Below are 19,344 nucleotides of genomic sequence, written 5' to 3' on the forward strand. Positions count from 1 at the left end.
GGCGGCCAGCCGGGGAGGTCAGGATTCCGGCAGGGCCGGAAAGCCGGGGACCGCCCGGGTCAGCGCCGCCCTGAGCTCGCCCTGCCGCCGCCCGAAGTCGGCGGTGGGCAGCGAGACGGAGAGCGCGTGCACGATCCCGTCGCCGCGTTCCGGCAGTGCCACGGCGAGACAGGTGTACGCGAGGTCCGCCTCGCCGACGGACACGGCGAAGCCCTGCTCGCGCACCCGGACGGTCTCGGCCTCGAAGCGTTCGGCGTCGGTGATCGTGCGCGCGGTGAAGCGGGCCATGCCGTGCTCCGCCAGATACCGGCGGCGCAGCGGGCGCGGCAGGGCGGCGAGCAGCGCCTTGCCGTGGGCGGTGGCGTGCGCGCGGTCCTCGGGGCCGGGTGTGAAGGGGTGGGCGGTGTCCGTGACGGGGGCTGTGGTGTCGACCACGGTGATCCGGCCCTCGCGGTAGGCCGTGTGGTACGCCTCGGCCCCGGTGGCGCGCCGCAGCCGGCCGAGAAGCTCGCCCGTGCCCGCGCCGAGTCCGTGGTGGCGCTGGTGGGAGCGGTGCAGGGCCGGGACGCGGGGCCCGGGGGCGTATCCCTCGGCGGTGCGGACGAGGTAGCCGCGCGCGATCAGGGGCCCGGTGAGGTGGTAGACGGTCGAGAGGGCACAGCCGAGCCGTCGCGCCAGCGCCTTCGCCCCGACGGGCCGGTCCGCGTCGGCGACCGCGTCGAGGACGGCGAGAGCCCTGTCGACGGACTGGGGCCCTGGGCTCGGGCTGGGGGTGGCCATCGCTCCAGCCTAGGCGGTGCCCTGTCCGTCGATCCCTGCCTGTCCGTCGATCCTGGCCTGATCGGCGGGACATCCCTGGGGCGGTGTCCCGGCGAGGTACGGCGCCGGCCGGGAACGCTCCGTGCCCGCTTTGCCCCGCTCCGTATCCCCGCAGGTCAAAGGGGGCTTATGTGCATAAGACACTCTTTCGGCGTACCGTCGTGTGGATTCCCCATCCTCGACGCCACGGGAGAGCGTGTGCCCCGCTCCAGGACCGACCATGCCCCGACGCCCCGCCAGGGGCGCAGCCCTCGTCTCCGCACGGCGGCGATCGCGACGGGTGTGGTCGCCGTCGCCGTGGGCGGACTCTACGCGGCGGGGCTGCTCACCGCCGGGGACGACATATCGGCCGGCACCCGGGTCGGCGGCGTGGACATCGGCGGCATGAGCCGCGCCGAGGCGCGGGCGAAACTCGCGGCCGAGGCACCGGCCTCGTGGACCGCGCCGATACCCGTGAAGGTCGGCGACCTCACCACCACCGTCGCCCCCGCCACCGCGGGCATGACCGTGGACGTGGCGAAGACCGCCGACCTGGCCGCCGACCCGGCCCGCGACCCGATCACCGTCATCGGGCGGCTGTTCTCCTCCGGCGAGCGGGACATCCACCCCGTGTTCGCCTACGACGAGTCCAAGGCCGAGGCCGCCGTGGCCGTGCTCGCGAAGGGGAACGACCGGACGGTCCGCGAGGGATCGGTCGCCTTCCGCGACGGCAAGCCCGTCGCCACGCAGCCGGTGACCGGCCAGAAGCTGGACACCGGCCGGGCCGTGGAGACCCTGCGCGCGGCCTACCCCGCCACGACGGGCGCCTCCGCGGTGAACCTCCCCGTCTCCGTCACCGAGCCGAAGCTGCCCGCCGCCGAGGTGTCCCGCTTCCTCGACTCGTACGCGAAGCCCGCCGTGTCCGGACCGGTGACGCTCACCGCGGGCAGCGAGCGGCTCCGGATATCGGCCGCCACCCTCGGCGACCACCTCACCGTGAAGAGCGAGGGCGGCCGGCTGACCGCCGACCTCGACCCGGAGGCGCTGCTGCGCGACCCCGACGTGGCACGGCCGCTCGCCGGGCTGACGAGCGCGCCCGTCGAGGCGGCCCTCGCGGTACGGGACGGCAGGGTCGTGGTGGAGAAGGAGGGGCGGCCGGGCCACGAGGTGACCGCGAAGGCCCTCGGCGACGCCGTACGCCCGCTGCTCACCCGGTCCGGCGAGACGGCCCGGACGGCTCCGGTGGCCACCAAGGTCACCCAGCCGGCGTTGACCTCCGATTCGCTGGCCCGGCTCGGCATCACCGAGGAGATGTCGACGTTCACGGTGAACTTCCCCACGGCGCCGTACCGGACGACGAACATCGGCCGGGCGGCCGAGCTCATCAACGGCTCCGTCGTGCAGCCCGGCGAGGTATGGAGCTTCAACAGGACCGTCGGCGAGCGCACCCCGGACAACGGCTTCGTCGACGGCACGATGATCCTCGACGGCCAGTACCGCGAGGCCCCGGGCGGCGGCGTGTCGGCCATGGCGACCACCGTCTTCAACGCCATGTTCTTCGCCGGGGTGAAGCCGGTCGAGTACGGCGCCCACTCCTTCTACATCGAGCGCTACCCGGCCGGGCGGGAGGCCACCGTCGCCTGGGGCAGCCTCGACCTGAAGTTCCGCAACGACACGGGCAAGCCGATCTACATCAAGGCGGGCGCGACGGACTCGTCGGTCACCGTGAGCTTCCTCGGCACGAAGAAGTACGACTCCGTGGAGGCGGTCGCCGGACCGCGCACCAACCTCAAGGAGCCCGCCAAGCGCGAGGGCACCGGCAAGGAGTGCCTCGTGCAGCCGCCGCTCGAGGGCTTCGACATCTCGGTGGACCGGGTGTTCAAGAACGACGGCGCCGAGGTGAAGCGCGAGACGTTCAAGACCCACTACACCCCGCGCGACGAGGTGACCTGCAAATGACCCGCGGCTGACCGGCCGGGGAAGCGGACCGGCCGCCCGGGCGACGACACCGGGCAGGCCGGGACAGCCGGCGCCGGAAGGGTGTCTTCCCGTACGGCCGGGGCATCACTTCGGAGCGCGGCCCGTCAGCCCCGTCCGACAGGCCCGCCCCGCCCGACCCGTCGGAGGCAGGCTTTGGCACAGCGCAGCGACCCCTTCGAGCGGCTCCTCGACGACGCCGTGCGCGCGGGTGTCATCCCCGGTGCCGCATGGGCCGTGGGCGACGCCCGCACCACCCTGGCGCACGGCGCCACCGGCCTGCTGGACCCCGCGCACCCCGGTGAACCGATGCGCGACGACACGCTGTTCGACGTCGCGAGCCTCACCAAGATCCTCGCGGTCTGGGCCGTGACCGGCACCCTCGTCGACGGCGGAAAACTGGACCCGGCCGCCCCCCTCGGCACGTACTGGCCCGAGGCCGCCGGCCGGCCCGCGGCCACGGTCACCGCGCACGACCTCCTCACCCACACGGCGGGCCTGCCGCTCCGCGCCAACCTGAAGGCCCTGTACGGCTCCGACCCGCAGGACGTCCGGGACGGCGTCCTCGCCGAACCGCTCCGGCACCGCCCCGGCGAGGCCGTCGCCTACACCGACCGGGCGGCGCTGATCCTCGGCTACCTCGCGGAGCACCTCACCCGCCGACCGCTGCCCCGCCTCGCCGAGGAGCGGATCTGGACGCCGCTCGCCATGACCGAGACCCGCTACGGGCCGCTGCCCGCCGCGGCGAGGGAACGGTGCGCGCCCACCGAGTACGACGAGGAGAGCGGCACCCGGCTCAAGGGCACCGTCCACGACTTCTCGGCCCGGCTCCTCGGCGGCGCCTGCGGCATCGCGGGGGTCTTCACCACCACCGCCGACATCGGGCGCTTCCTGCGCCAGGTCCTCGATCCGGTGCCCGGTGCCTTCTCCGCCGACTGGACGGCCGCCTCCCTGCGCGTCCGCACCGGCGCGCTCGTCCCGCCGCGCGGCCTCTTCTGGCACCCGGCGCCCGGCACCGCGCCGTCGGACGACGTCTGGGCGCACTTCGGCTTCACCGGCACGGCCCTGTGGGTCTCCCCGGCGCGGGGCCGCTGGGCCGTCCTGCTCACCAACCGGCTCTACCTGACCCGCGACGCCGGCCCGCTGGCCCGGGTCCGGGACACCTTCCGGGCCCTCGCCCTCCCGTGACGGTCCTCGGTCCTGTGCCCCTCCCTCCCGTGGCGGTTCCCTGTCCCGTGCCCCTCCCCCTCCCCCTCCCCCTCCCGTGGCGGTCCCCTGTCGCGTGACAGTCCCGCGCCCGCGTCCGGCCCGGAAATGAGGTGCTCGCGCGGGCGGGGCTCTGCGACGCTGCACAGCGGCTGGACGATCTTTGACGGGTTCGACACGTACGGAGTGCTGATCGATGGGTTTCACGCTGGAAGGGCCGCTTCTGGAGGGCGCGTTCGTGCGCCTGGAGCCGCTGGGGCACCACCATGCCACCGGTCTCGCCGACGCGGCGGAGGAGGAACGGGACTCGTACGGCTTCACCTGGGTGCCGCGCCGGGAGGAGGTCGAGGGGTACATCGACACGCAGCTCGGCCGCGCCGCCGACGGCCGGCTCGCGCCCTACGTCCAGGTGGACGCGGCGACCGGCCGGGTCGTGGGCGCCACCTCCTTCTGGGAGCCGCGCCTGTGGCCCACCGGCGAGGGGCTCTGCGCCATCGAGGTCGGCTTCACCTGGCTCGCGGCCTCCGCCCAGGGCACCGGAATCAACGCCGAGGCCAAGTACCTGCTCTTCCGGCACGCCTTCGAGACCTGGGGCGTGGCCCGGCTGGACCTGAAGACCGACGCCCGCAACGCCCGCTCGCGCGCCGCCATCGCGAGCGTCGGCGCGACCTTCGAGGGTGTCCTGCGGCGCTCGGCCCGCTCCTGGGCCCCCGGCGAGGACGGCCGCCTCCGCGACTCCGCCGTCTTCTCGGTCATCGCCGAGGAGTGGCCGGAGCGCCGGGCCGCCCTGGAGCGGCGGCTCGCCGGCTACCGGGAGCGCCGGGCGGCGGCCGTCCCCTCCCGGGACTGACCTCCCGGGACGCGGTCGGGACGCCCGCCGCGCGGCCTTCCGGGTACGGCGCGGGAGCCGTCCCGGGGGCTCCCGTCCGCTCCGGGACGGCGCTCGGGCCCTGTCCCCCACCGGCGCGTCGTTGCTAGCTTCTGCGTCGGCACAGGCGGGCGCAGACAACGGGCGGGAACGGCCGTTGGGCGCCTGTTGGCGATCCGTTGGAGCCCGGTCCGAGAATCGTCGGTGACGAGGGACGACTCGTGACCGGAGGGGGCAGGGTATGGCGACGGACAGCGGCACGAGGTGCGGGGCGGACGAGCAGAACCCGTGGGATCGACTGGCCAGGGAGATGCGACAGATCAAGGAGACCTCGGAGCTCAGTTACGCCGGCCTGGCCCAGCGCACCCACTACAGCCGTTCCTCGTGGGAACGGTTCCTCAACCAGAAGCAGCTGCCGACCCGGCTGGTGATCGAGCAGTTCGCCCAGGCGGCCGGGCAGGACCCCCGGCCGCTCCTCGAACAGCTCGACCGGTGCCGGCGGCACTCCCGGACCGGCCTGTCCCGCGCGTCGGCCCCCGCCGCCGCGGAGCACGGGCCGGGCTCCCGGCCGGCGCAGCCCGCCCGCCTCGCCCCGGCCGACGTCCGCACCCTGGCGCTGGTCTCCGCGGCCGGGATGGTGGTCGGCGGCGTCCTCACCGCCGCGGTGGCGCGGGCCGCCGCGTCCGGCGGGAGGCGACGGGCGGCCTAGGCAGGGCGTACGGCGGCGTGAGCCGGGCGCCGGCACGCCCGGCCTGATCGGCCCTAGCGTCCGCCTGAGGTCCCGGAGGTGCACGGGGTGACGGGTACGGCCGGTGCGGGGCGTGCTCCCGGTGCCGTGTGCGCCATCCGGGGCAGCTCGGCGAGGCCCTCCAGGCACTCGTCGACCCGCTTGGGCAGGTTGTGCTTGCGCGCCAGCTCCAGACACGTCTCCCAGGTCCGGCGGGCGGCGGCCCACTCCCCGAAGTGGTGGTGGGCCCGGGCGGTGAAGACGAGGCAGTCGGCCGTGCCGCCGTGGTCGTCCATCCGGTGGCGGATGGCGAGCGCCTCCGTGAGGGCGGCGAACGCCTCGTCGCGCCGCCCGAGGGCACGGAGGACGTCCGCGTGGTTCGTGAGGGCGGTGGCCAGGAACACCCAGTGACCGGCACCACTGATCAGCTCGATGACCCGCCGGTAGTCCGCCGCCGCCAGGTCGAGTTCGCCGCGCAGCTTCCGGACATCCGCGATCCGGCTGAGCAGCAGGGCCTCGCCGCGGGTGTTCCCGGTCCGCTGGTACAGGTCGCGGGAGAGCTCGGCGTGCACGAGTGCCTGGTCGGCGTCCTCGACCTGGATGTAGAGCGCGGAGATGTTGCCGAGGATCGACGCCTGGGCCACCAGGTCACCGCGCGCGGTGAAGAGGTCGAGGGCGATCCGCAGGTGCTCCAGGCACGCCTCGTTGCGGAAGGCCATGCCGTGGGCGACGGCCATCCGCCGGTGCAGCCATGCCTGCCCGAGCGTGTCGTCGTGGGCGCGCGCGACGTCCATCGCCTGCGCGAGGCAGGCGTCCCACTCCATCGTCCACCAGTGCGTGCTGGCGTAGCCGAAGAGCCCCACGGCCAGCCGCCACGCCATGTCGGAGCGGCCGAGTTCCCCGGCCTGGCCCAGCGCGTCCCTGATGGCCGGGAGTTCCTTGGCGGCCCAGCGGATCGCCTCGTCGTCGTCGGCGAACACCGGCAGCGACAGGGGCGTCGCGGGCTCGCCGTCGAGCGGCGGCGGGGACTGCGTCTCCCGGGTGGCGGTGCGGGTCGCCGACGCGAGGGCGGCGACGTACCAGGTGATCATCCGCAGGACGGCCGCCGTGCGCTCCTCCTCCGAATCCTCCTCGTCGCCCCGCTGCGCCGCGTACTCGCCGAGCAGGTCGTGGAGCACGTACCGGTCGGGCTCGGGGTTGAGGACGAGGTGCGCGTCGGCCAGGACGTCGAGGACGGCGGCGGCCCGGGCCTCGGGGAGGTCGAAGAGCGCGGCGGCGGACCGCGGGGTGACGGGGTGCGCCGACCACACCCGGCCGAGGACCCGGAAGGCGCGGGCGGCCTCGCGTTCCAGCGGGCGGTCGCTGTCGCGCATGGCCACGTAGCTCATGTCGAAGGTCCGCTGGACGTCGAAGGTGCCCATGGAGAGGGTCTCCAGGCGTCCCTGGTGCGGGGTGAGCCGGCGGGCGAGCAGCGCGAGGGGCCAGTGGGGGCGGGACGCCAGCCGGCCGCCGACGATGTGCAGGGCGAGCGGCAGGCCGCCGCACGCGGCCATGATGTCGGCCAGGGCCTCGGGCTCGCTGCGCACCCGGTCGGCGCCAGCGAGGCGGGCGAGCAGCGCGTGCTGATCGCCCGGCGGCAGCGGGGACAGGGGGACGCTGACGGAGCCGGGCAGGTCGGCGAGGAGCTGCCGGCTGGTGATCAGCGCGGCGCTCGGCCCGCCGGCCGGGAGCAGCGGCGCCACGTGGGCGGCGTCGCGCGCGTTGTCGAGGACCAGGAGGACGCGGCGGTCGGCCAGCGCCGCCTGGAGCAGGAGGGCCCGGTCGTCGGTGTCGTCGGGCAGCGCCTCGTGGTGCACGCCGAGGTCGGACAGGAAGCGGGCGAGCAGTTCGTGGGCCGTGCGCGCCCCGTGACCGCAGTAGCCCCGCAGGTCGGCGTAGAGCGCGCCGTCCGGGAACGCCTCGCGGACGCGGTACGCCACGTGGACGGCGAGCGCCGTCTTGCCCACTCCGCCCATGCCGGAGATGACCACGGGCCTCACGTACGAGGGCGCCTGCGAGGGGCCCGGACGGTACTGGGCCGGGATCACGGGCGCCCCACCGCTCGGGTGGGGCGGGCCGGGCGCGTGGGGCGCGGTGCTTTCGTCAGGCGCACCCGCCGCGTGGGACGCGGTGCTCGCGTGGGGCACGCCGTGGGACACGGTGCTGCCGTGGACCGCACCGCTCGGGTGGGGCGGGCCGGCCGCATCGGTCGCAGCGCTCTCGGGTGTCCCCGCGTGCGGGTGCGTCCCTCCGTCGGCGAGGTGCACGCCGAGGAGGGACCGTACGGTCGCCGCCTCGGCCTCGCGGCCGGTGAACGCGCCTCCTTCGCAGGGCAGCTGGAAGGGCGGACGGGCCGGCGGGGCGGCGGGCGGTGCCCGGCGGGGTTCCGGGCGGGGCGCGGGCTCCCCCGCGAGCAGTTCCCGGTGGGCCTGCTGGACGGCGGCGCCGGGTTCCGTGCCGAGCTCCTCGACGAGGCTCCCTCGGAGCCGCTGGAAGGCGGAGAAGGCTTCGGCCTGGCGGCCGGACCGGTGCAGCGCCTGCATGAGCAGCCCGTGGAACTCCTCGCGCAGGGGGTGCTCGGCCGCCAGGGTGGTCAGGGGGCCGACGGCCTCGTGGTGCCGGCCGAGGCGGAGTTCGGCGTCGAAGTTCCACTCCAGGGCCTGGAGGCGGGCCTCCGCGAGCTGGTGGACCCGGAGGGCGGGCGTCTCCGTGTCGGAGAAGGGGGCCAAATCCGCCAGGGGTGTGCCGCGCCACAGCGGCAGGGCGAGCGCGGTCTGGCGCCGGACCTCCTCCCAGTCCTCCCGCCGGTGGGCGTCGCGCACGGCCCGGACCCGTTCCTCGAAGACGTCGGCGTCGAACTCGCCGTCGTGGACGAGCAGCCGGTAGCCGGGGGCCACAGTGTGCAGGCGCTCCTCGGCGCCGCCGTCCGCGGCGGCGAGGACCCTGCGGAGCCGGGTGAGGTGGTTGGCGAGGGCGGCGTCGGCGCTGGCGGGCACGGACGCGCCCCAGAGCGCCTCCTTGAGGGCGTCCCTGGACACCGTGCGGTTCGCCTGGAGCAGCAGCGCGGCGAGGAGGACACGGACCTTGGGGCCGGTCACCGGCCGCGGCTCGGTCCCGTCGTGGACGACGAGCGGTCCCAGCAGCCCGAACTTCACCACCATGCCCCCGCATCAAGGTAGGCGGGCCGCCAGCCTGCGGCGGATCCCGACGGTCCCCATCGTACGGTTCGGGACCCCTTGATTGATCAAAGCGGCCGGGGGTTACCATATGAGCGCCGCCTAGCTCGAAAGATAATCTTGTGACTGTCAATGACGACTCGTTCACCAGTTGGAAGAACCGCGAGGAGATCGCGGAGTCGATGATCCCGATCATCGGGAAGCTGCACCGGGAGCAGGACGTCACCGTCCTGGTCCACAGCCGCTCCCTGGTGAACAAGTCGGTGGTCAGCATCCTCAAGACCCACCGCTTCGCCCGGCAGATCGACGGCGAGGAGCTCTCGGTCACCGAGACGCTCCCCTTCCTCCAGACGCTCACGACCCTCGACCTGGGCCCGTGCCAGATCGACATCGGCGTGCTGGCCGCGGACTACAAGACCGACGCCCGCGGTCTCACCGTGGCCGAGTTCACCGCCGAGGCCGTCGCCGGCGCCACCGGCGAGAACAAGATCGAGCGCCGTGACGGACGCGACGTCGTCCTCTACGGCTTCGGTCGCATCGGCCGCCTCGTCGCCCGCCTCCTCATCGAGAAGGCCGGCTCCGGCAACGGTCTGCGCCTGCGCGCGATCGTCGTCCGCGGCGGCGGCGACCAGGACCTCGTGAAGCGCGCCTCGCTGCTGCGCCGCGACTCCATCCACGGCCAGTTCCAGGGCACGATCACGGTCGACGAGGCGAACAGCACCATCGTCGCCAACGGCAACACCATCAAGGTGATCTACGCCAACGACCCCTCCGAGATCGACTACACGGCGTACGGCATCGAGAACGCCATCCTCATCGACAACACCGGCAAGTGGCGGGACCGCGAGGGCCTCTCGAAGCACCTGCGCCCCGGCATCGACAAGGTCGTCCTCACCGCGCCCGGCAAGGGCGACGTGCCGAACATCGTGCACGGTGTGAACCACGACACGGTCAAGCCGGACGAGCAGATCCTGTCCTGCGCCTCCTGCACCACCAACGCGATCGTCCCGCCGCTGAAGGCGATGGACGACGAGTACGGCGTGCTGCGCGGCCACGTGGAGACGGTCCACTCGTTCACGAACGACCAGAACCTCCTGGACAATTACCACAAGGCCGACCGTCGCGGCCGTTCCGCGCCGCTCAACATGGTCATCACCGAGACCGGTGCCGCCTCGGCCGTCGCCAAGGCTCTGCCGGACCTCAAGGCCCCCATCACGGGCAGCTCGATCCGCGTCCCCGTCCCGGACGTCTCGATCGCCATCCTGAGCCTGCGCCTGGGCCGCGAGACCACCCGCGAGGAGGTCCTGGAGTACCTCCGCGACGTCTCGCTGCACTCGCCGCTGAAGCGCCAGATCGACTTCACCACGGCCCCCGACGCCGTCTCGATGGACTTCGTCGGCTCGCGCCACGCGTCCATCGTCGACGCCGGCGCGACCAAGGTCGACGGCGACAACGCGATCCTCTACCTGTGGTACGACAACGAGTTCGGCTACTCGTGCCAGGTCATCCGGGTCGTCCAGCACGTCTCCGGCGTGGAGTACCCGACCTTCCCGGCCCCGGCGGTCTGATCCCCGCAGCACGGCGCCACGGCACGGCGGAGCGCCGCACCCCGTTCGGGGTGCGGCGCTCCGCCGTTCCCGGCGGCGAACCGACCGGGGCCGCTCCGGCGTCCCTCCCGCCATGAAGACGCTCACGTACGGGATACGCCAGCTCCTGCGCTTCGCGGTGCTGGAGGCGCGCTGCTGCGCCTTCGCCGTCGCGCTCGTCGGCGGCATCGCCGCCTCCACCCTGCTCCCCGAACTGCCCGTCGCCCGCTACGACCTGCTCCTGCTCTACGGGATCGGGCTCACGGTCCTGGCGTGGAAGGTCGGCTGGGACACCGGCCGGGACGTCGCCGTGATCGCCGGGTGCCACGCCATCGGCCTGCTCTTCGAGCTGATCAAGGTGCGGATGGGCTCGTGGAGCTACCCCGAGGACGGGCTGACCAAGTTCGGCGGCGTCCCGCTGTACGGCGGCTTCCTCTACGCGGCCCTGGGCAGCTACGTCTGCCGGGCCTGGCGCCTCTTCGACCTGCGGCTCACGGGCTACCGGCCCCGGGTGACGGCGGTCCTCGCGGGCGCCGTGTACGTGAACTTCCTCAGCCACCACTGGCTGCCCGACGCCCGCTGGGTCCTCGCCGCGCTGCTGTGCGCCGCCACGGCGGGCACCTGGGTGCGGTTCCGGGTGGGGCAGGACGACCTCCGGATGCCGCTGGCCCTGTCGTTCGTCCTGATCGGCTTCTTCCTCTGGGTCGCGGAGAACGCGGCCACGTACGTCGGCGCCTGGAGCTACCCGGACCAGCTGGACGGCTGGCAGCCGGTCTCCCCCGCCAAGTTCGGCGCCTGGGCCCTCCTCATCACGGTCACCTTCGTCCTGACGGCGCACCGGGCGGGATATCTCCTCCCGCCGCGGCGGGAGGCCCGCGAATAGACAATTTCGTGCACCCCGGCGGACGACGTGCTACAGTCAAGGCAGTTGCAGTTGTGGTTCCCAAAGAACTTATGAGTGCCTTCGACGGTGGAAACATCGTCAGGCACTTTATGTGTTTTCGGTGCAGTTTTCCGACGGGGCAATCATCACGGCGACGCCGGGTTCCACACAGTGTGGTTTCCCGGGTTACGCCCCGAAGGAGATTTTGACATGGCCTCTGGCACCGTGAAGTGGTTCAACAGCGAAAAGGGCTTCGGCTTCATCGAGCAGGAGGGTGGCGGCCCGGACGTCTTCGCCCACTACTCCAACATCGCCACCTCCGGCTTCCGTGAGCTCCAGGAAGGCCAGAAGGTGACCTTCGACGTCACGCAGGGCCAGAAGGGCCCGCAGGCGGAGAACATCCTTCCCGCCTGACGTTGACACGTCCGACGCAGCCGGGGTCCCCACCGTCAAGGTGAGGGCCTCGGCTCGTTGGTTTTTCCAGGCTTTTTCACGGACCGGACGCCGCATTCACCCCGCCGGCGTGGCCGGATCCGTACGCAATTGGCGTTCGGTACGTTCTGGTAATTCATGGGCCGCGGCCCGTCGCGAATTCCTCGAAGCGCACCGTTTCGAGGAAGGTCCCCCATGAACAGCACCCCCCGTACGAGCAAGGCACGCGGCGGCTCCACGCCGAAGGACGAATTCGCGACGCCGCCCACCGTCACCCCGGCGCTGCCCGCCGCCACCTCCTTCGCCGAGCTCGACCTGCCGGCCGAGGTGCTCGACGTACTGGCCCGCGAAGGCGTCGAGACGCCGTTCCCGATCCAGGCCGCCACCCTGCCCGACGCCCTCGCGGGCCGCGACGTCCTCGGACGCGGGCGGACGGGCTCCGGCAAGACCCTGGCCTTCGGCCTGCCGTTGCTGGTGCGCACCGCCGGGCGCCGCGCCGAGTCCCGCAAGCCGCTGGCCCTGGTCCTGGTCCCCACCCGCGAGCTGGCCCAGCAGGTCACGGACGCCCTGGAGCCGTACGCCCGCGCCCTGAAGGTGCGCCTGGCGACGGTCGTCGGCGGCATGTCGATCGGCCGGCAGGCCACCGCGCTGCGCGACGGCGCCGAGGTCGTGATCGCGACGCCGGGCCGGCTGACGGACCTCGTCGAGCGCAAGGACTGCCGGCTGGAGCGGGTGACGATCACCGTCCTGGACGAGGCCGACCAGATGGCCGACATGGGGTTCCTGCCCCAGGTCACCGAGCTGCTCGACCGGGTGAACGCCGACGGCCAGCGGATGCTGTTCTCGGCCACCCTCGACCGCAACGTCGACCTCGTCGTCGAGCGCTACCTCGTCGACCCGGTCGTCCACTCCGTCGACCCGTCGGCCGCCACCGTCTCCACCATGGACCACCACGTGCTGCACGTGCACGGCGCCGACAAGTTCGCCACCGCCACGGAGATCGCGGCCCGCGACGGTCGCGTGATCATGTTCCTGCGCACGAAGCAGGCCGTCGACCGCTTCACCCGGCACCTGCTCGGCAGCGGCGTACGGGCGGCGGCGCTGCACGGCGACAAGTCGCAGCCGCTGCGGACCCGGACCCTGGACCGCTTCCGGAGCGGCGAGGTCCCCGTGCTGGTCGCCACCAACGTGGCGGCACGCGGCATCCACGTCGACGAGCTCGACCTCGTCGTCAACGTCGACCCGCCCGCCGACCACAAGGACTACCTCCACCGCGGCGGCCGGACCGCGCGCGCCGGGGAGTCCGGTCTCGTCGTCACCCTCGTCACGCCCGACGAGCGCCGTGACGTGGCCCGTCTGATGGCGGACGCGGGCATCCGCCCCCAGGTCACCCAGGTCCGCTCGGGCGAGGCCGAGCTGACCCGGATCACCGGCGCCCGGACCCCGTCCGGCGTGCCCGTCGACGGCAGCGCGCCGAGCCAGGAGGGCGTCAAGCGCGGCGGCGCGGCCTTCCGCGGCATCGGCACCGTCCCCGGACGGCCGGGCCGCGCCAAGAACGAGTCCCGCCGCGCGTCCGAGGCCCGCAAGACCGCCGAGGCCCGGCAGGCCGCGCGCATCCGCCGCGGCGGCTGACCCGGGCCGGCCGGCCGTTCGTCGCACGACGTGAGCGCCGTCTCCCTGTGGGGCAGACACCAGGGCCGCTCCGCGCGGCGGCCGGAGAAATCGACGGTCCGCCTCAGCCGCGGCCGGACGAGCACGTCTTCGAGGCGATGATCAAGGGCTGACGCGGCCGGCAGCTCGCCACGAATCCGCCCCCTTGACGTGCCGGGCGCCCAGAGTGCCGGACCCGTCGGGGAACGGACATCGGAAGGCCGGACGCCTGCGGGGCCGCAGCGCGGTCGAGCGGGAAGCACGGGCCAGGGGCAGCGAGCTGCGTCACGGCGAACGGGGCCGCCCTCCAGGGCGGCCCCGTTCGCGCGTCTTGGCCCGTCCGCGCGTCCTCATGCTCCGTACGGGCCGTCCGCAGGCCCGTACGGATCAGGCCGGGAAGCCGGCGGCGGTTGCGCAGGTCGGCTGGGCTCGGCTGGTTGCGGTCCCCTGACGGCCGGCCGTACCCCGCAGAAGGAGGAGTCTCCGATGTCTCGTCGGCATGTCCCGGCCGTCCTCGGCCTCGTGGCGGGCGCGCTCGTGGCGGTCCCCGTCCCGGCCGCTCAAGCCGCCACGGCGCAGGTTCGCTGCTCGGTCCCGGATCTCGTCGCGGCGATCAACGCCGCGAACAGCTCACCGGGGCCGGACACACTCCGGCTGGCGCGCACGTGCACGTACAGGCTGACGGCGCCGGACCCCGTGACCCCCGGCAACGGGCTGCCGGTGATCGCCAGTGAGATCACCATCGACGGGCGCGGGGCCACGATCAGGCGCGACGGACGAGCGGACGACGCGCCGAAGTTCCGGATCCTCTTCGTCGGACCGACGGGGAACCTCACGCTCACCCACACGACGATCAGCGGTGGTTACGCCACGGACTGCCCCGCTTTCCCCGACCCTCCGGGCCTGGCCTGCGGCGGCGGCATCTCCAACACCGGAACGATGAAGGTGACCCGCAGCAAGTTCACCGGCAACACGGCCCGGTCCGACGTGTTCGCCCAGGGCGGCGGCATCGACAGCCCCGGCACCGGAAGCGTGAGCGAGACCGAAGTCACCGGAAACCACGTCATCTACAGCGGGAGCGAAACCGGCGGCGGCGCCGCCGGCGCCGGTATCGCGAACGACGGCCCGCTGACGGTCACCCGCTCCCGGCTGACCGGGAACACCGCGACCGTCACCGAGGACACCCAGAGCACCGCCTTCGCGGCCGGCATCATCAGCTTCGCCGAGACGACGGTCAAGGACACGGTCATCAGCAGGAACCGCTCCTTCGCCCCGGGTGGATTCGCGCGTGCCGCCGTCTCCAACGGCATCCCGGAGCCCGGCAGGCTGACCGTGACCGGCGGCGCCATCAGCCACAACACATCGGACGCTCCGCACGGTGTCGCCCAGGGCGGCGGCATCGCGAACAACGGCCTGATGACCGTGAGCGGGGTGGAGATCACCGGCAACCGGGCGGTGGCCAAGGACGGCACCGCACGCGGTGCCGGAGTCCGCGTAGGCCCCTTCGGCACCCTCGACCTGACCGACAGCCACATCACCGGCAACACCGCCGACGCGCCGAACGGTACGGCTCAGGGCGGCGGCATCGACAACCCCGACGGCGGCACCCTGACGGCCAGGCGCAACAAGGTTCTCCGGAACACGGTCACCGCCAAGAACGGCACCGCACAGGGCGGCGGCCTCTACGCCGCCGGGGGACCCGCCGGGCTGGGCACCACCACGCTGGAGAAGAACGTCATCACCCACAACCGGGCGGGCGACGGCGGCGGCATCTTCAAGGCGTCCGGCGTCCTCACCCTGAGCGGCGATGCCATTCGCGACAACCGGCCGAACAACTGCAGCCCGGCCGGTGCGGTCCCGGGCTGCACCGGCTGACGGTCCCCCCGGAGGCAGTTCGGCCCGCCGGGCTCCATGGCCACGGCGCCAGGAGCCGAGGAGGTCAGCGCGCCCGGGCAGTGCGCACTCGTCAGCCGGCCGGCGGACGAGCACAGCACGTCGACTCCGGTCCACGACCGCGTGCGCTGAGCCGGCCTCGGGGAACAGCGGTACAGCGGTACAGCGGTTATCAGTGAGAACGATCATGGTCGGCCAGCACAGCGATCCGGCGCTGCGCTGGGGTTCCCGGGAAGATCGTCGATCGCCGGTGAGGGGCGGCTACCGTCCGCCGCGTGCCGGTGGAATTTCCGACTGATGAGCAGGCGGGTACGGCGTTCGCCCGCGCGCTGGAGCGGGTGGACGAGATCGGCGCGTTCCAGCTCGGTCGGCTGCGGCTGTCGCAGATCCCACCCAACCGGCCGGCGGCTCTGGCCCGGTACGCGCTCGGGTCGAAGGCACCGCTGCTGGAGCGGACGGCGGTGATGCGGCACCTGGATGCGAAGGCGATCGACGAGGCCCTGGACCTGTTCCAGGTGCTGATGGCGACGCGGCTGATCAGCACGGCGAAGCGGGCCACGGACAAGGAGCGGCTGTCGACGCTGCCGCAGTTGGAGAAGGCGGCGCGGACGCTCGCGCGGGCGGCGAAGGTGCTGTTCGAGGAGCCGGAACTGGTCGAGGAACACGGCGCGGACCTGGACGTGGCGGCGCTGTGGGCGGCGGTGGAGGAGGTCGCGCCGCGTTCGGCGGTGCTGTCCGCGGCGGCCACGGCGTGAAGCCGCTGCTGCCGCGCGAGGTCGACGACAAGCTCGTGCCGCCGGCCTGGCGGAAGGCGGTGTACGCCAACCCGGGGTTGCCGCAGGGGGCGGTGGACCGGGACGCGTACGTGGTGTGCGTACTGGAGCAGCTGCACCGCGCGCTTCAACGCCGCGACGTGTTCGCCTCCCCCTCGCACCGCTGGTCCGACCCGCGGTCCCGGCTGCTGGACGGCCCGGAGTGGGAGGTTGTGCGTGAGGACGTCCTGGCAGGGCTGAGCGTGGACATGCCGGTCCATGAGTACCTGGCCGAGCTCGTCCGGGGCCTGGACGCCGGGTGGAAGCAGCTCGCGGAACGCCTCGCAGAAGCGGGCCCGGCCGCGAAGGTCAGCATCGAGACGACCGAGAGCGGCCGGGCGAAGCTGAACGTGAACAAGCTCGGCGCGCTCGGCGAGCCGAAGTCCCTGGCCTGGCTGCGCGGCCGGGTCGAGAAGATGCTCCCGAAGGTCGACCTGCCGGACTTGCTCTTCGAGGTGCACGCCTGGACCGGCTTCCTGAACGCTTTCGTCCACCTCGGCGACGGCACGACCCGGATGAAGGACCTGACCACCTCGGTGGTCGCGCTGCTGGTCTCGGAAGCGGGCAACATCGGCCTGACCCCGGTGGTGAACCCGGGCCACGAGGCGCTCACGCGGGCGCCCGGCTCGTGCACGTCGACCAGTACTACCTGCGGTTCCGACGCGCGACGATGCCCGGGGTCGAGACAGGGACGTACGGGGTACTGGAGGACCTGGCCCGCAACCGGGTCAGCCTGAACAAGGTGATCACGCACTGGCCGGACATGCTGCGGGTCGCCGGCTCCCTGGTCACCAAACAGGTCCGCGCCTACGACCTCCTGCGGATGTTCGGCCGGGAGGGACGGCCGACCCCGCTGGGCCAGGCATTCGCCGAGTACGGACGGATCGCGAAGGGATGGAGGACCAGCTCGGCGCGCTCGGCCTGGCCCTCAACGCCATCGTGCTCTGGACGACGAAGTACATCGACGCCGCCGTCGCCCAACTCCGCGCCGAAGGCCACGAGCTCCGCGAGGAAGACATCGCCCGCTTGTCCCCGCTCAAGCACCGCAACCTGAACCTTCTCGGCCGCTACAGCTTCACCGCAAGCGTCCCGGCCGCCGGCGCCCTGCGCCCGCTGCGCGACCCGGACGCGCCGGAGCTGGAAGGGGACGACGCGGAAGAAGGCTTCTGACACCTACTCGCTGGTCATCCCGTCGCTTCCGCGGCAACGCCTGGCTGCGGCCGGGTCCGCGTGCCCCAGCGGGCAAGAGATGGGCCGACAGCGCCCACTGCCGCGAAGAACACCGCCAGCAGCAGCCAGCCTTTCGTGCCGAGGCCGAGCACCACCGTGGTGAGGATCGCGGGGGCGAGAGCCTGGCCCGCGCTGAAGCCGAGACCGAGGACACCTTGGTACTGGCCCTGGGCGTGGTCGGGGGCAAGACCGAAGCCCAGGGCGAAGCCCGCCGATGACTCCCAGACCTCTCCCAGGCTGTGGACGAAGATCGCGGTCAGGACCAGTCCTGCCGCGGCCCAGACCGGGGTGTACGCCGCCAGCGCCATCATCGGGCAGCTGACGAGGAAGAGCAGCCCCGCCGTGCGAAACGCCCGGCCGCCGTCGCGCGGGGTCTCGATACGCGAGCCGATCCTGGTCTGCATCAACACACAGAAGAGGGAGTTGACGGCGAACAGCGCGGCCACCGTCCAGCGCGGCGCTTCGGTGTGCTCGGAGATCCAGATCGGCAGGAGCAGCGAGACCACCGGGTACTGCAGTCCCATGGCCCCGTAGAGGGCGGTGAACGCCAGGAAGGGACGATCCGTGAGGACGAGCCAGCGCCGCTGTTGCGGCGGCGCTGCCAGTACCGGATAGCGGGGCAGCAGGAACAGAAGCACCGCGGACAGGGCGAAGCTCGCCGCGTTGCCGAGGATCAGCGTGACATAGGCGCCGCGGGTGTCCGCGGCCAGCGCCAGCCCCGCACCCACCGTTCCCAGGATGACGCCCAAGTTGACGAACGTGCGCAGCTTCGCCCGGAACATGGCCGGGCGATCACCCCCGACCCGGACCACCAAAGCGCCCGCCGCCGCCCCGCCGGCCGCAGCGGCGACCTGGTCGACCGTCGCGATGACCGTGAGCGCGGCCCAGCTCTCGACGAGGACGAGGGCCGCCATCGACACCGCCTGGACCGCGAGGGCCACCATCATGATCGTGCGCGCCCCGCGCCGGTCGGCCAGATGCCCGCCTGGTATCCCCGCGCACAGGCCGATCACTCCGGCGATGGTGAGCGCGGCGCCGACCTGCACCGCGGGCAGGCCCACGACCAACGTGAAATAGAGCGCCGACGCCGCGTTGAACAGACCATTGCCGACTCGGTTGACGAAACTGGCGGCGATCAGCACGCGCTCCGGCCTGCTGTCCCCCACTAAGCGGCCTATTCGGCCTGCCAGGCTGCCCTTGATCATGGACGGCAGGCTAACAGCGGCCGCTGATCCAGCAGCAGTCGCACCAAGATCGCGTGCTTTGGTTGCACCACAGGACCGGACGAGGAGCGCTCCACCCCGAAGGTTCTGTCGTCAAACGATGGCACCCTCAAGTGGTCAACGCACCGGCGAGCTGCTGTCCACCGTGAAGTTCATGGTGCAGACCCTCGCCGCCGCCGGCGAACTCCAGCGCGACCTCCAGCGCGAGCTGACCTACGACGGCCTACGCGCCGCCGAGGCCAAGGGCAACAAGGGCGGACGCCGCCCCGCCGTCCCGGCCGGCAAGACCGCCGACGTGCGCACCGCGTACCTGGAGGGCCGCTCCATCGCCTCCCTCGCCCGCGACCACGGCGTCAGTCGCGGTGCCATCCGCACGGCCGTCGCCGAACTCATGCCCGACCACACCGCCATCGAGCAGGAGGCCGGCCCGGCCCCGGGGCTGCCGGTCACCCTCGACGTGCCGGGCAAGGTCGCCGACTTCCTCCACGCCGCCGACCTGGAAGCCGCCGAACGGGCAGCGCCCGACCAGGGGGTGACCGTGCGGCGCGGCCAGGGCTACACCCTGCGCGTCACCGCCGCCCCCGCCGTGCACCGCAGGCTCCTCGCCCGCTGCCAGCCACTCGACGGCGCCCAGGGCGTCCCGGCGATCCCGGCCCAGCGCAAGGCCCGCCGCGAGTACGAGAACCGGGTCAGCACCCTCGTGCCGCCCGGACCATGATTGTTCTCACCGATAACCGCTGTACCGATCCTCCAAGCGCCGCCAATTGCATCGGATGCGAACTGGCGACAGTTGCTGTGTCGGCACCAGCAGGGCGGAGGACACCTCGCTGAACAGGGACATCAG

The 19,344-nt window shown here is 72.9% G+C and carries 13 protein-coding genes and 1 pseudogene; 11 read left to right on the top strand and 3 right to left on the bottom strand.

The window, feature by feature from the left end:
• Nucleotides 1-18: 18 nt before the first annotated feature.
• Nucleotides 19-780, bottom strand: a complete 762-nt coding sequence (locus tag ACFVZH_RS29060; protein WP_384901809.1) for an IclR family transcriptional regulator — start codon at nt 778-780, stop codon at nt 19-21.
• Between the two features lie 237 nt (nt 781-1,017).
• Between ACFVZH_RS29060 and ACFVZH_RS29065 the strand changes: the two genes are divergently transcribed.
• The 4 genes from ACFVZH_RS29065 (at nt 1,018) to ACFVZH_RS29080 (ending at nt 5,558) form a co-directional block, all read left to right on the top strand.
• Nucleotides 1,018-2,757: a VanW family protein gene (locus tag ACFVZH_RS29065; protein WP_384901811.1), complete on the top strand. Its 1,740-nt coding sequence runs from the start codon at nt 1,018-1,020 to the stop codon at nt 2,755-2,757.
• A 174-nt stretch (nt 2,758-2,931) separates the two neighbouring features.
• Complete coding sequence (locus ACFVZH_RS29070; RefSeq protein ID WP_384901813.1) at nt 2,932-3,963, top strand: serine hydrolase domain-containing protein; 1,032 nt, start codon at nt 2,932-2,934, stop codon at nt 3,961-3,963.
• Nucleotides 3,964-4,177: 214 nt separating this feature from the next.
• Nucleotides 4,178-4,831 carry a GNAT family N-acetyltransferase gene (locus tag ACFVZH_RS29075; RefSeq protein WP_384901815.1) on the top strand — a complete coding sequence of 218 codons (654 nt, stop codon included), beginning with the start codon at nt 4,178-4,180 and terminating at the stop codon, nt 4,829-4,831.
• Nucleotides 4,832-5,090: 259 nt separating this feature from the next.
• Nucleotides 5,091-5,558 (top strand): helix-turn-helix domain-containing protein, encoded by a 468-nt coding sequence (locus ACFVZH_RS29080; protein WP_384901817.1) that lies wholly within the window; start codon nt 5,091-5,093, stop codon nt 5,556-5,558.
• Between the two features lie 53 nt (nt 5,559-5,611).
• On the opposite strand, the gene ACFVZH_RS29085 is transcribed toward ACFVZH_RS29080, so the two are convergent.
• Entirely contained in the window at nt 5,612-8,776 is a 3,165-nt protein-coding gene (locus ACFVZH_RS29085; RefSeq protein WP_384901819.1) for a BTAD domain-containing putative transcriptional regulator, read from the bottom strand.
• A 137-nt stretch (nt 8,777-8,913) separates the two neighbouring features.
• Here ACFVZH_RS29085 and ACFVZH_RS29090 point away from each other — a divergent pair, with 137 nt between their 5' ends.
• From ACFVZH_RS29090 to ACFVZH_RS29115, 6 genes and pseudogenes are all read left to right on the top strand, one after another.
• Nucleotides 8,914-10,359, top strand: a complete 1,446-nt coding sequence (locus tag ACFVZH_RS29090) for a glyceraldehyde-3-phosphate dehydrogenase (protein WP_384901821.1) — start codon at nt 8,914-8,916, stop codon at nt 10,357-10,359.
• Between the two features lie 112 nt (nt 10,360-10,471).
• The gene (locus ACFVZH_RS29095; protein ID WP_384901823.1) at nt 10,472-11,260 is read left to right on the top strand and encodes a DUF817 domain-containing protein; all 789 of its coding nucleotides are present in this window, start codon (nt 10,472-10,474) and stop codon (nt 11,258-11,260) included.
• Nucleotides 11,261-11,470: 210 nt separating this feature from the next.
• Nucleotides 11,471-11,674, top strand: coding sequence for a cold-shock protein (locus ACFVZH_RS29100; RefSeq protein WP_057577999.1), 204 nt, complete (start codon nt 11,471-11,473; stop codon nt 11,672-11,674).
• Nucleotides 11,675-11,887: 213 nt separating this feature from the next.
• Nucleotides 11,888-13,324 (top strand): DEAD/DEAH box helicase, encoded by a 1,437-nt coding sequence (locus ACFVZH_RS29105; RefSeq protein WP_384901824.1) that lies wholly within the window; start codon nt 11,888-11,890, stop codon nt 13,322-13,324.
• A 504-nt stretch (nt 13,325-13,828) separates the two neighbouring features.
• Nucleotides 13,829-15,217, top strand: coding sequence for a hypothetical protein (locus ACFVZH_RS29110; protein ID WP_384901826.1), 1,389 nt, complete (start codon nt 13,829-13,831; stop codon nt 15,215-15,217).
• 308 nt (nt 15,218-15,525) lie between these two features.
• Nucleotides 15,526-17,217, top strand: a pseudogene (locus tag ACFVZH_RS29115) (Tn3 family transposase); the annotation flags it as partial.
• A gap of 14 nt (nt 17,218-17,231) precedes the next feature.
• Here ACFVZH_RS29115 and ACFVZH_RS29120 read toward each other — a convergent pair.
• Nucleotides 17,232-18,482, bottom strand: coding sequence for an MFS transporter (locus ACFVZH_RS29120; protein WP_384901828.1), 1,251 nt, complete (start codon nt 18,480-18,482; stop codon nt 17,232-17,234).
• 118 nt (nt 18,483-18,600) lie between these two features.
• Here ACFVZH_RS29120 and ACFVZH_RS29125 point away from each other — a divergent pair, with 118 nt between their 5' ends.
• On the top strand, nt 18,601-19,218 hold the full coding sequence (locus ACFVZH_RS29125) for a hypothetical protein (protein ID WP_384901830.1): 618 nt from the start codon (nt 18,601-18,603) through the stop codon (nt 19,216-19,218).
• Nucleotides 19,219-19,344: the final 126 nt, after the last annotated feature.

It is taken from the genome of Streptomyces sp. NPDC059534, assembly GCF_042743475.1.
Classification (GTDB): domain Bacteria; phylum Actinomycetota; class Actinomycetes; order Streptomycetales; family Streptomycetaceae; genus Streptomyces.

Excerpts from the sequence above, each read along its gene's own strand:
- ACFVZH_RS29060 (WP_384901809.1), bottom strand. The coding sequence starts at position 780 with ATGGCCACCCCCAGCCCGAGCCCAGGGCCCCAGTCCGTCGACAGGGCT.
- ACFVZH_RS29075 (WP_384901815.1), top strand. The coding sequence starts at position 4,178 with ATGGGTTTCACGCTGGAAGGGCCGCTTCTGGAGGGCGCGTTCGTGCGC.
- ACFVZH_RS29080 (WP_384901817.1), top strand. The coding sequence starts at position 5,091 with ATGGCGACGGACAGCGGCACGAGGTGCGGGGCGGACGAGCAGAACCCG.
- ACFVZH_RS29085 (WP_384901819.1), bottom strand. The coding sequence starts at position 8,776 with ATGGTGGTGAAGTTCGGGCTGCTGGGACCGCTCGTCGTCCACGACGGG.
- ACFVZH_RS29095 (WP_384901823.1), top strand. The coding sequence starts at position 10,472 with ATGAAGACGCTCACGTACGGGATACGCCAGCTCCTGCGCTTCGCGGTG.
- ACFVZH_RS29100 (WP_057577999.1), top strand. The coding sequence starts at position 11,471 with ATGGCCTCTGGCACCGTGAAGTGGTTCAACAGCGAAAAGGGCTTCGGC.
- ACFVZH_RS29105 (WP_384901824.1), top strand. The coding sequence starts at position 11,888 with ATGAACAGCACCCCCCGTACGAGCAAGGCACGCGGCGGCTCCACGCCG.
- ACFVZH_RS29110 (WP_384901826.1), top strand. The coding sequence starts at position 13,829 with ATGTCTCGTCGGCATGTCCCGGCCGTCCTCGGCCTCGTGGCGGGCGCG.
- ACFVZH_RS29120 (WP_384901828.1), bottom strand. The coding sequence starts at position 18,482 with ATGATCAAGGGCAGCCTGGCAGGCCGAATAGGCCGCTTAGTGGGGGAC.
- ACFVZH_RS29125 (WP_384901830.1), top strand. The coding sequence starts at position 18,601 with ATGGCACCCTCAAGTGGTCAACGCACCGGCGAGCTGCTGTCCACCGTG.